This window comes from Streptomyces sp. NPDC042201 (assembly GCF_055582185.1).
Window position 1 is genome coordinate 169,006 of record NZ_JBVJDS010000014.1, and the last position, 12,252, is coordinate 181,257.

The 12,252-nt window shown below is 70.8% G+C and carries 9 protein-coding genes; all 9 read left to right on the forward strand.

The features are described from left to right. Positions 1 to 66 precede the first annotated feature (66 nt). The 9 genes from ACZ6MZ_RS29410 (at position 67) to ACZ6MZ_RS29450 (ending at position 12,246) form a co-directional block, all read left to right on the forward strand. Positions 67 to 957 carry an alpha/beta fold hydrolase gene (locus tag ACZ6MZ_RS29410; RefSeq protein ID WP_469355374.1) on the forward strand — a complete coding sequence of 297 codons (891 nt, stop codon included), beginning with the start codon at positions 67 to 69 and terminating at the stop codon, positions 955 to 957. 101 nt (positions 958 to 1,058) lie between these two features. Next, positions 1,059 to 1,487 (forward strand): Rieske (2Fe-2S) protein, encoded by a 429-nt coding sequence (locus tag ACZ6MZ_RS29415; RefSeq protein WP_389788196.1) that lies wholly within the window; start codon positions 1,059 to 1,061, stop codon positions 1,485 to 1,487. Positions 1,488 to 1,554: 67 nt separating this feature from the next. After that, positions 1,555 to 3,669 carry an excinuclease ABC subunit UvrC gene (gene uvrC, locus ACZ6MZ_RS29420; RefSeq protein ID WP_389788194.1) on the forward strand — a complete coding sequence of 705 codons (2,115 nt, stop codon included), beginning with the start codon at positions 1,555 to 1,557 and terminating at the stop codon, positions 3,667 to 3,669. Beyond that, a complete protein-coding gene (gene rapZ / locus ACZ6MZ_RS29425) occupies positions 3,662 to 4,600 on the forward strand; it encodes an RNase adapter RapZ (RefSeq protein ID WP_384183543.1) in 939 nt (312 codons plus the stop codon). Before uvrC ends, rapZ begins: the two co-directional genes overlap by 8 nt. Then, positions 4,597 to 5,631, forward strand: a complete 1,035-nt coding sequence (locus ACZ6MZ_RS29430; protein ID WP_384183540.1) for a gluconeogenesis factor YvcK family protein — start codon at positions 4,597 to 4,599, stop codon at positions 5,629 to 5,631. The genes rapZ and ACZ6MZ_RS29430 overlap by 4 nt, the downstream gene beginning before the upstream one ends. Then, complete coding sequence (gene whiA, locus ACZ6MZ_RS29435; protein WP_384183537.1) at positions 5,622 to 6,611, forward strand: DNA-binding protein WhiA; 990 nt, start codon at positions 5,622 to 5,624, stop codon at positions 6,609 to 6,611. The genes ACZ6MZ_RS29430 and whiA overlap by 10 nt, the downstream gene beginning before the upstream one ends. 155 nt (positions 6,612 to 6,766) lie before the next feature. Beyond that, a complete protein-coding gene (locus ACZ6MZ_RS29440) occupies positions 6,767 to 9,718 on the forward strand; it encodes a M14 family metallopeptidase (protein ID WP_469355378.1) in 2,952 nt (983 codons plus the stop codon). 203 nt (positions 9,719 to 9,921) lie between these two features. After that, complete coding sequence (gene gap / locus ACZ6MZ_RS29445) at positions 9,922 to 10,926, forward strand: type I glyceraldehyde-3-phosphate dehydrogenase (RefSeq protein ID WP_384183531.1); 1,005 nt, start codon at positions 9,922 to 9,924, stop codon at positions 10,924 to 10,926. A gap of 108 nt (positions 10,927 to 11,034) precedes the next feature. Next, on the forward strand, positions 11,035 to 12,246 hold the full coding sequence (locus ACZ6MZ_RS29450; protein WP_469355380.1) for a phosphoglycerate kinase: 1,212 nt from the start codon (positions 11,035 to 11,037) through the stop codon (positions 12,244 to 12,246). Positions 12,247 to 12,252: the final 6 nt, after the last annotated feature.

Genomic DNA, 12,252 nt, shown 5'->3' on the forward strand with positions numbered 1-12,252 from the left:
CCGCCGGGAGATCACCGCCTCATCAAACGGCTGTCCCGTCCATTCCGGACCCCGCACAATCCAGGGATGGACGAGACGGCCGTGCCGGGCGAGGCAGTACTGACGGACGACGGGATCCGGCTCTGGGCCGCCCGGGCGGCGGACGGGCCGGGCGAGCCCGTGATCCTCTGCCATGGCGGACCCGGCATCTGGGACACCCTGGAGGAGCCGGCCGCCCTGCTGGGGGACCGCCGGGTGTTCCGCTGGGACCAGCGCGGCTGCGGCCGCTCCCAGCGCACGGGGCCGTACAGCACCGGCCGCTCGGTGGCCGACCTCGATGCCGTACGGCGCCACTTCGGCCTGGAACGGATGGCACTGCTCGGTCACTCCTGGGGCGCCCGGCTGGCCCTGAGCTACGCCCTGGCCCGTCCCGCGCGGGTCAGCGGCCTGATCTATGTCTCCGGCACCGGCATCGACGACGACTCCACGTGGCACCCGGCGTACAAGGAGACCTTCCGCGGGCAGCTGGGCGGACACCGCGAGCGCTGGGAGGAGCTGCGTGACCGGCGAGGTGACCGTACGGAGGCGGAGGACCGGGAGTTCGCGGTCCTCCAGTGGTCGGTGGACTTCGCCGACCGCGACCGCCGCCGCGCCCTGGAGCGGGCCGAGGCCATGGCGACTCCGTGGTTCGGCGTCAATGACGAGTGCAATGCCACCATCACCGCGGAGCTGCGGCGGACCTCGGCCACGGACGGGCTGCGGGACCGGTGCGCGGCGCTCGGCCTGCCCGTACTGATCGTGGACGGGGAGAACGACATCCGGCCCCGGCGGGCGGTGGACTCACTGGAGCGCGCGCTGCCCGACGTGACCAGGACGACCCTGCCCGACGCCGGGCACATGCCCTGGAGCGAAGACCCGGAGGGCTTCCGCGCGGCGGCCGGTGCCTTCCTCGCCCGGCTCCGGGGCGACAGCCGCTGAGCGGCCGCCGGAACAGCCCCGGTATCGTCGCGTATGTCACCGACACGCCCCGCCCGACCGACCGGCCCGACCAGCCCGGTCCCCTGCCCCGTGGAGACACCATGCCCGGCCAGCCCGCCCCTCGCCGCACCGTGCTGAAGGGCGCCGCGCTCGCCGGCGCGGCCGGACTCGGTCTGGCGGCCTGTTCCACCGACTCGAAGCTGGGGCACGCCGAGGAGCCGACGCCGACCTCCCCGGTCGACCTCGGCGCGGCGGACGAGATCCCGGTCGGCGGCGCCAAGCTCTACCGGGAACAGCGGCTGGTCGTGAGCTGCCCGGCGGAGGGCCAGTACAAGGCGTTCAGCGCGCAGTGCACCCACGCGGGCTGCCTCCTGGAGAAACTGGAGGGCACCGTGGGTGACTGCCCCTGCCACGGCAGCCGCTTCGATGTCACCACCGGCAAGGCGCTCAAGGGCCCGGCGACCGTGCCGCTGTCCGAGGTGCCGGTCAGGGCCGAGGGCGGAAAGCTCGTCGCGGGACCGAACGCCTGACGGCCGTCACCGCGGACGGACTCCCGGCGCGGCCACACTGTCGGTGCCCGCCAGTAGGGTGGACGGCATGGCCGACCCCTCCAGCTACCGCCCGAAGCCGGGACAGATCCCCGACTCGCCGGGGGTCTACAAATTCCGCGACGACCACCGCCGGGTGATCTACGTCGGGAAGGCGAAAAGCCTGCGCCAGCGGCTCGCCAACTACTTCCAGGATCTGACGAGCCTGCACCCGCGCACCCGCTCCATGGTCACCACGGCCGCCTCCGTCGAGTGGACCGTCGTCTCCACCGAGGTCGAGGCGCTCCAGCTGGAGTACTCCTGGATCAAGGAGTTCGACCCCCGCTTCAACGTCAAGTACCGCGACGACAAGAGCTATCCCTACCTCGCGGTCACGATGAACGAGGAGTTCCCGCGGGTTCAGGTCATGCGCGGCGCCAAGAGGAAGGGCGTGCGCTACTTCGGTCCGTACGGACAGGCCTGGGCCATCCGCGAGACGGTCGATCTGATGCTCCGTGTCTTTCCCGTACGGACCTGCTCCGCCGGGGTGTTCAAGAACGCCGAGCGGACCGGCCGGCCCTGTCTCCTCGGCTATATCGGCAAGTGCTCGGCGCCCTGCGTCGGCCGGGTCACCCCCGAGGAGCACCGCGAACTGGCCGAGGAATTCTGCGACTTCATGGCCGGCCGTACCGGCACGTACATCCGCCGGCTGGAGCAGCGGATGACGGACGCGGCCGAGGAGATGGAGTACGAGAGGGCGGGCCGGCTGCGCGACGACATAGGCGCGCTGCGCCGCGCGATGGAGAAGAACGCCGTCGTGCTCGCCGATGCCACCGACGCGGATCTGATCGCGGTCGCCGAGGACGAGCTGGAAGCCGCCGTGCAGATCTTCCATGTCCGTGGCGGCCGGGTCCGCGGCCAGCGCGGCTGGGTCACCGACAAGGTCGAGGCCGTCGAGACGGCGGGACTCGTCGAGCACGCGCTGCAGCAGCTGTACGGGGAGGAGCGCGGCGACGCCGTCCCCAAGGAGGTGCTGGTCCCCGCCCTGCCCGAGGACACGGACGCGGTCACCCAGTGGCTGAGCGACCGGCGCGGCTCGCAGGTGTCGCTGCGGATCCCGCAGCGCGGCGACAAGAAGGACCTGATGGCGATGGTCGGGCGCAATGCCCAGCAGGCCCTTGTCCTGCACAAGACCAAGCGCGCCAGCGATCTCACCACCCGCTCGCGCGCCCTGGAGGAGATCGCGGGAGCGCTCGGCCTGGACAGCGCGCCGCTGCGGATCGAGTGCTTCGACATCTCCCATCTCCAGGGCGACGACGTCGTGGCGTCCATGGTGGTCTTCGAGGACGGCCTCGCTCGCAAGAGCGAATACCGCCGCTTCCAGATCAAGGGGTTCGAGGGTCAGGACGACGTACGGTCGATGCATGAAGTGATCAGCCGTCGCTTCAGGCGCTATCTGCAGGAGAAGGAGAAGACGGGGGAGTGGTCGGAGCAGCCGGAGCAGGAGCCCACGGCCGAGCCCATCACAGGGCCGGCCGCCGAGCCCGCCGCAGGGCTGGTCACCGGGCCCGCCGCAGGGCCGGCCGCCGAGACCCCCACAGGGCCGGCCGCCGGGCTCTCCGACGAGCTTCCGGCCGGATCCCCGGTCGAGGACGACGGCAGGCCCAAGCGCTTCGCCTACCCGCCCCAGCTGGTCGTGGTCGACGGCGGACAGCCCCAGGTCGCGGCGGCCAAGAGGGCCCTCGACGAGCTGGGCATCGACGATGTCGCCGTCTGCGGCCTCGCCAAGCGGCTCGAAGAGGTCTGGCTGCCCGAGGACGACGACCCGGTGGTACTGCCCCGCTCCAGCGAGGGCCTCTACCTCCTCCAGCGCGTGCGCGACGAGGCGCACCGCTTCGCGATCACCTATCAGCGGGCCAAGCGGGCCAAACGCATCAGGACCAGTCCGCTGGACGACGTCCCCGGCCTCGGCGAGTCCCGCAAACAGGCCCTCATCAAGCATTTCGGCTCGGTGAAGCGGCTGCGGCAGGCGACAATCGAGCAGATCTGCGAGGTTCCGGGCCTCGGCCGCAAGACGGCGGAGTCCGTGGCCGTGGCGCTCGCCAAGGCGGCCCCGGCGGCACCCGCCGTGAACACGGCAACAGGAGAGATCATGGAAGACAACGGGGGCAGTACGCATGACTGAGCACGACCGGGACGGAGCGGAGCACGTGAGTACGGGCACCACGAAGGAGGCCGGTGAGGCCGTCGACGCGGCCATCCCCGAGCTGGTGATCATCTCCGGCATGTCGGGCGCGGGGCGCAGCACCGCGGCCAAGTGTCTGGAGGACCTCGGCTGGTTCGTCGTGGACAACCTGCCGCCCGCGCTGATCCCCACCATGGTGGAGCTCGGCGCCCGCTCGCAGGGCAATGTGGCGAGGATCGCCGTCGTCGTCGACGTACGCGGCCGCCGGTTCTTCGACAACCTCCGGGAGTCCCTCGCCGACCTCGACGCGAAGGAGGTCACCCGGCGGATCGTCTTCCTGGAGTCCTCCGACGAGGCGCTGGTCCGCCGCTTCGAATCCGTACGCCGACCGCACCCGCTGCAGGGCGACGGCCGGATCGTCGACGGCATCGAGGCCGAGCGCGACCTGCTGCGCGAGCTGCGCGGTGACGCCGATCTGGTGATCGACACCTCCAGCCTCAACGTCCACGAGCTGCGCGCCAAGATGGACGCCCAGTTCGCCGGCGACGAGAAGCCGGAGCTGCGGGCCACCGTCATGTCCTTCGGCTACAAGTACGGCCTGCCGGTCGACGCGGACCTGGTGGTGGACTGCCGCTTCCTGCCCAACCCGCACTGGGTTCCCGAGCTGCGCCCCTTCACCGGGCTCAACGAGGAGGTGTCCGCCTATGTCTTCAACCAGCCGGGCGCCAAGGAGTTCCTCGACCGCTACACCGAGCTGCTCCAGCTGATCGCCGCCGGATACCGCCGCGAGGGCAAGCGCTATGTGACCGTCGCCGTCGGCTGTACGGGGGGCAAGCACCGCTCCGTCGCCATGTCGGAGAAGGTCGCCGCACGCCTCGCCTCCGAGGGCGTCGAGACCGTCGTCGTCCACCGGGACATGGGGCGCGAGTGACCGGACGCACCTTCCGCCTGCGCCGGCTGAGCAGGGGCGCCCCCGCGCTGTCGGCGCGGGGGCGCGGTGCCCAGCCGAAGGTCGTCGCGCTCGGCGGTGGCATGGGCCTGTCCGCCTCCCTCGCGGCGCTCCGCCGGATCACCGGCGACCTCACCGCCGTGGTCACCGTCGCCGACGACGGCGGCTCCAGCGGCCGGCTCCGGGAGGAGCTCGGCGTCCTGCCGCCCGGCGATCTGCGCAAGGCCCTGGCGGCGCTGTGCGGCGACGACGACTGGGGCCAGACCTGGGCCCGGGTGATCCAGCACCGCTTCCAGTCCCAGGGCGAGCTTCATGAGCACGCGGTCGGCAATCTGCTGATCGTCGCCCTCTGGGAGCAGCTCGGTGACCATGTCCAGGCCCTGGACCTGGTCGGCAAGCTCCTCGGCGCGCACGGCCGGGTGCTGCCCATGTCCGCCGTACCGCTGGAGCTGCAGGCGCTCGTACGGGGCCATGACCCGGCGCGGCCCGACGAGGTGCAGACGGTGCGCGGCCAGGCGACGGTGGCGCTCACCCGCGGTGAGGTGCAGTCGGTGCATCTGGTGCCGCACGACCCGCCGGCCGTCCCTGAGGCCGTCGCCGCGGTCATGGACGCGGACTGGGTGGTGCTCGGTCCCGGCTCCTGGTTCTCCTCGGTGATCCCCCATCTGCTGGTGCCCGAGCTGCTCGAAGCGCTCGTCGAGACCAAGGCCCGCCGGGTCCTCTCGCTGAACCTCGCGCCACAACCCGGTGAAACCGATGGGTTCTCACCGCAGCGTCATTTGGAGGTTTTGGGGCGACACGCCCCTAAACTCGCCCTGGACGTGGTGCTGGCCGACCAGGCCGCCGTGCCCGACCGCGAGTCACTCGCCGATGCCGCAAAACGGTTCGGTGCCGCGGTCGAGCTGGCGCCGGTGGCAGCGCCCGACAGTTCCCCGGTCCACGATCCGGAGCTGTTGGCAGCCGCGTACGACCGTATTTTTCGGATGCATGGAAGGATCGGCCCATGGCGATGACGCCAGCGGTGAAGGACGAGATCGCCCGCCTCCCCGTCACCCGGACGTGCTGCAGGAAGGCGGAGGTCTCGGCGATCCTTCGGTTCGCGGGCGGGCTGCACCTGGTGAGCGGCCGCATTGTGATCGAGGCGGAGCTGGACACCAGCATCGCCGCGCGCCGGCTCCGCAAGGACATCCTGGAGATCTTCGGGCACAGCTCCGAGCTGGTGGTGATGGCCCCCGGCGGACTGCGCCGCGGCAGCCGTTACGTCGTACGGGTGATTACCGGTGGTGATCAGCTCGCCCGGCAGACCGGCCTGGTCGACGGCCGCGGGCGCCCGATCCGCGGACTGCCCCCGCAGGTCGTCTCGGGTGCCACCTGTGACGCCGAGGCCGCCTGGCGCGGCGCGTTCCTGTCCCACGGCTCGCTCACCGAGCCCGGCCGCTCCTCCTCGCTGGAGGTGACCTGCCCGGGCCCCGAGGCCGCCCTCGCGCTGGTCGGCGCGGCCCGCAGACTGCAGATCGCCGCCAAGGCCCGTGAGGTGCGCGGGGTGGACCGCGTGGTCGTACGGGACGGGGACGCGATCGGCGCCCTGCTGACCCGGCTCGGCGCGCACGAATCGGTGCTGGCCTGGGAGGAGCGGCGGATGCGCCGCGAGGTCCGCGCCACGGCCAACCGTCTCGCCAACTTCGACGACGCGAACCTGCGCCGCTCCGCCCGCGCCGCGGTCGCGGCCGGCGCCCGGGTGCAGCGCGCACTGGAGATCCTCGGCGAGGAGGTGCCCGAGCATCTCGCCGCCGCGGGCCGGCTGCGGATGGAGCACAAGCAGGCGTCCCTGGAGGAGCTGGGCGCGCTCGCGGACCCGCCGCTCACCAAGGACGCGGTCGCGGGCCGGATCCGCCGTCTGCTGGCCATGGCCGACAAGCGGGCGCAGGATCTCGGGATTCCGGGCACGGAGTCCAATCTCAGCGAGGAGCTGGCCGACGGTCTCGTCGGCTGACAGGCTCTGAGTCCGCCCCGTCGCCTGCTGCCCGCGCCCAATAGGTGCTGGCAGCAGGCATGTTGCGGGTTATCGGTAGGCCCTTGACATGATCATGGAGCATGGTCAGCCTGACGTCTGTCCACGGATGTGGCACACAACGGCAAGGGGGGCACATGAGACGAAGAGCGAGATCGATCCTCGCGGCGGGCGCGTTGCTGCTGGGCGGAATGACGGCGGCGCCCGCCGCCCAGGCACAGCCCGGATCCGAGGCAGGACCCGGCGCGGACGCGGTGAAGGTCTTCGACGCCGAGGTCACCAAGGAGCAGATACCGCTGCTCCTCTCGGCCGGCCAGGACGCCCACGAACTGACCGAACGGGCCCCCGAGAAGGGGACCGCGAAGGTCGAGCTGTTCCTCACCGACGCCCAGGCCCGCGCCCTGGGGAAGCAGGGCGTCGATGTCACCGAGCGCACGGTCCCCGCGAAGGCCGCGGCCCGGCTGCGGGCCGCGGGCGACGGTGTCTACCGCCCGTACAGCGGCAAGGGCAATCTCCAGGAAGAGATCGTCACGACCGGGCAGGCCAACCCCGGGATCGCCAAGGTCGTCTCCATCGGCAAGACGGTCAAGGGGCAGGACATCCTCGCCCTCAAGGTCAGCAAGGGCGCGCGGACGACCAAGGACGGAGCCAAGCCGTCCGTGCTCTACATGTCCAACCAGCACGCCCGGGAGTGGATCACTCCCGAGATGACGCGCCGGCTGATGCACCACTTCGTGGACGGCTACGGCAAGGACCGGCGGATCACGAAGATCGTCGACTCCACCGAGCTGTGGTTCGTCCTCTCCGCCAACCCGGACGGCTACGACTACACCCACACCGGTGACAGCGCCCGGCTGTGGCGCAAGAACCTCCGTGAGGTCGACGGGGACGGCACGCTGACCTCCGCCGACGGCGTCGACCTCAACCGGAACTTCGGCTACAAGTGGGGCTACGACGACGAGGGTTCGTCCCCCCGCTCCACCAGCGAGACTTACCGCGGCGCCGGCCCGAACTCCGAGCCCGAGACGCAGGCGATCGACCGCTTCGAGAAGCGCATCGGCTTCGACTACGGCATCAACTACCACTCCGCCGCCGAACTGCTGCTCTACGGCGTGGGATGGCAGGTCGCCACGCCGACACCCGACGACGTCCTCTACAAGGCGCTCGCCGGCACACCCGAGAACTCCGCCGTCCCCGGCTACTACCCGCAGGTCTCCTCCGAGCTGTACACCACCAACGGTGAGGCCGACGGCCACGCGGCGAACGTCAACGGAACGATGATGTTCACCCCGGAGATGACGACCTGCCAGACCGCCTCCGCGAGTGACCCCGGTGACGCGTGGGAGGCCAGGGACTGCCGGTCCGGCTTCAACTTCCCCGACGACGAGAAGCTGATCCAGGAGGAGTTCGCCAAGAACGTCCCCTTCGCGCTCTCCGTCGCCGAGACCGCCGCCCACCCCGACCAGCCGTCCTCCTCGGTCGGCCTGGACGCCCCCGACTTCACCCTCGACCCGTTCACCACCTCGTACGCGCGCGGCGCCGACCAGGAAGTCTCCGTCATCGCCCGCAAGTCGGTCCGGGACAAGGAGCTCAACTACCGGATCAACGGCGGCCGTACGCACGACGAGAACCTCAAGGCCTGGAAGGGCGGCGAGACTTACGGCGGCGAGGACAACATCCACTTCGACGAGTACCGCGCCGAGGTCGAGGACGCCGATCCGGGCGACAAGGTCGAGGTCTGGTTCACCGGACGGACCAAGAACGGCAGGTCCACCTCCAGCGAGCACTTCACCTACACCGTCGCCGACCGCTCCCGCGCCGACACGCTCGTGATCGCCGAGGAGGGTGCGGCCGCCCAGCAGACCCGGGCGTACGTCGACGCCCTGCGCGCCAACGGCCGTACCGCGGCCGTCTGGGACGTCGCCACGCAGGGCGCCCCGCACGCGCTGGGCGTCCTCAGCCACTTCTCCACCGCCGTCCACTACACGGGCGCCGTGGCCCCGGGCGGCGCCACCCAGCTGGCCGTGCGCGCCTTCCTCAACGAGGGCGGCAAGCTGATCGAGGCCGGCGAGCAGGCCGGCGGCAACGCCCAGGTCGGGCGCGCCGCGACCGACGACTTCAGCCAGTACTACCTCGGTGCGTACGGACGTACGTCCAGCTCCGGCGCCACCGGCTTCACCGGTGCGGGAACGCTCGCCGGGGCGAGCGGACGGCTCGGCGCGGCGCCCGGCAACCCGCTGAACGCGGCGGGCGCCTACACCGTCACCTCCGACGTCCTGAACCCCGCGACGTATCCGCAGTTCAAGAGCGCGCAGGCGGGCACGTACGCGGGGATCGTGAACCCGTACGCCCCCTTTGCGGGCCAGTGGATGGCGGCCGCCGCCCACGAGGACAACGACTGGCGCCGGCTCGCCCGCACCGTCGACCTCACCGGCGTCACCGCGGCCGACAAGCCCGAGCTCCGTTTCGCGCTCAACTGGAACACCGAGCCGGGCTACGACCACGCGGTCCTGGAGGCCCACACCACCGGGGCCGACGACTGGACCACACTCCCCGAGGCCGGCGGCGCGAGCAGCACCACCGTCCCCGCCGAGTGCGAGGCCGGCTTCTTCCTCGACGGCCACCCGTTCCTGGGCCGCTATCTGACGCTCGGCGCGGACGGCTGCACCGCGACCGGCACCAGTGGCGCCTGGAACAGCCTCACCGGCAGCTCCAACGGCTGGAAGCAGGTGGCCTTCGACCTGAGCGCCTACGCGGGCAAGAAGGTCGACCTGTCCCTCAGCTACATCACCGACCCCGGCAGCGGCGGGCGGGGCGTCTTCGCGGACAGCGCGCGGCTGGCCGTGGGCGGTGCGGAGAAGGAGTCCGAGGGCTTCGAGACCTCCCTCGGGGTCTGGACCACCCCCGGATCCCCGGCGGGAAGCCCCGTCGTGGAGGGGGACTGGGCGCGATCCCAGGAGCTCTTCAAGTCGTACGCCGCGGTCACCACGCGTGACACCGTGCTGCTCGGCTTCGGCCTGGAGCACGTGCAGGACGCGGCGCAGCGCGCGGCGGTGCTCGGCAAGGCGCTGCGCGCCCTGCGGCACTGAGGCCACGCCCGGCACATGCGTGCCGGGCGCCCGGCACGGCGGCGGCCCGTACCCCCTACTGGTGGGTACGGGCCGCCGTCGGCTCGCAGGGCCGCTCGATGTCACCGGGCGGCCCGTGGAGAGGTAGGGTCATAAGCGGTCGGGGACATCCCATACAACTCGCCGGCGTCGAAACCCGGCGTACCTAACGAGGAGATCGGTTCGTGACGATCCGCGTAGGCATCAACGGCTTTGGCCGCATCGGTCGTAACTACTTCCGCGCGCTGCTGGAGCAGGGTGCAGACATCGAGATCGTGGCTGTCAACGACCTGGGTGACACTGCGACCACGGCACATTTGCTGAAGTACGACACCATCCTGGGCCGCCTCAAGGCCGAGGTCTCCCACACCGCCGACACCATTACGGTCGACGGTCACACCATCAAGGTGCTCTCCGAGCGCAACCCGGCAGACATCCCCTGGGGTGAGCTGGGCGTCGACATCGTCATCGAGTCGACCGGCATCTTCACCAAGAAGGCCGACGCCGAGAAGCACATCGCGGGCGGCGCCAAGAAGGTCCTCATCTCGGCTCCGGCCAAGGGCGAGGACATCACCATCGTGATGGGCGTCAACCAGGACAAGTACGAGGCGGCGAACCACCACGTCATCTCCAACGCCTCCTGCACCACCAACTGTGTGGCGCCGATGGCCAAGGTTCTCCTGGAGAACTTCGGCATCGTCAAGGGCATGATGACGACGGTCCACGCGTACACGAACGACCAGCGCATCCTGGACTTCCCGCACAGCGACCTGCGTCGCGCCCGGGCCGCCGCGGAGAACATCATTCCGACCACCACCGGTGCCGCCAAGGCCACCGCGCTGGTGATCCCGGAGCTGGCGGGCAAGCTCGACGGCATCGCGATGCGCGTCCCGGTCCCGACGGGCTCCGTCACCGACCTGGTGATCGAGCTGGAGCGCGAGGTGACCAAGGACGAGGTCAACGCCGCGTTCCAGAAGGCCGCCGAGGGTCAGCTCAAGGGCATCCTGGACTACACCGAGGACCCGATCGTCTCCTCGGACATCGTCAACTGGCCGGCTTCCTGCACCTTCGACTCCTCCCTGACCATGGTCCAGGGCAAGAGCGTCAAGGTCATCGGCTGGTACGACAACGAGTGGGGCTACTCCAACCGTCTGGTCGACCTGACCGTCTTCGTCGGCGGCCAGCTCTGATCCAGGGCCGGTAGGCATCTCGATGTGAGCGACAGGGCTCGGTCGGCGCACCCGCGGCGACCGAGCCCTGTCGGCCTGTCCAGACACCCTCAAGGAGTCCAGCAGCAGATGAAGACGATCGACGAACTTCTCGCCGAAGGGGTCGGCGGCAAGCGCGTATTCGTCCGCGCCGACCTCAATGTGCCGCTCGACGGCACCACCATCACCGACGACGGCCGCATCCGCGCCGTACAGCCGACGATCGCCAGGCTCGCCGAGGCCGGCGCCCGCGTGATCGTCGCGTCCCATCTGGGCCGCCCCAAGGGCGCCCCGGATCCCGCCTTCTCGCTCGCCCCCGTCGCCGCGCGCCTCGGTGAACTCCTCGGCGCCGACGTGGCGTTCGCGACCGACACGGTCGGCGACTCCGCCAAGGCCGTGGTCGCGGACCTCGCCGACGGCCGGGTCGCCGTCATCGAGAACCTCCGCTTCAACGCGGGCGAGACCTCGAAGGACGACGCCGAGCGCGGCGCCTTCGCCGACCAGCTCGCCGAACTGGCCGACCTGTACGTGGGCGACGGCTTCGGAGCCGTGCACCGCAAGCACGCCTCGGTCGTCGACCTGCCGGCCCGTCTGCCGCACGCCGCGGGCGGTCTGATCGCCACCGAGGTCGGCGTCCTCAAGAAGCTCACCGATGACGTCGAGCGGCCCTACGCCGTCGTGCTCGGCGGCGCCAAGGTCTCCGACAAGCTCGGTGTCATCGACCATCTCCTGGAGAAGGCCGACCGCATCCTGATCGGCGGCGGCATGGTCTTCACCTTCCTCAAGGCGCAGGGCCACGAGACCGGCTCCTCGCTGCTCCAGGAGGACCAGATCCCGGCCGTCCAGGACTACCTGAAGCGGGCCAAGGCGCGTGGCGTGGAGTTCGTACTCCCCGTGGACGTCCTGGTCGCCCCGGAGTTCCCGGACCTCAAGACCAAGGCCCCGGCCCACCCCACCACGGTGGCGGCGGACGCCATCCCGGCCGGACAGATGGGCCTGGACATCGGCCCCGAGACCGGCCGGCTGTACGCCTCGAAGCTCGCCGACGCGGCCACCGTCTTCTGGAACGGGCCCATGGGCGTCTTCGAGCACCCCGACTACGCCGAGGGCACCAAGGCCGTCGCCCAGGCGCTCGTCGACTCCCCGGGCTTCTCGGTCGTCGGCGGCGGCGACTCCGCCGCCGCCGTCCGCATCCTGGGCTTCGACGAGAAGGCATTCGGCCACATCTCGACCGGTGGCGGCGCGAGCCTCGAATATCTCGAAGGCAAGACGCTTCCCGGCCTCGCCGCACTGGAGGACTGACCCCTT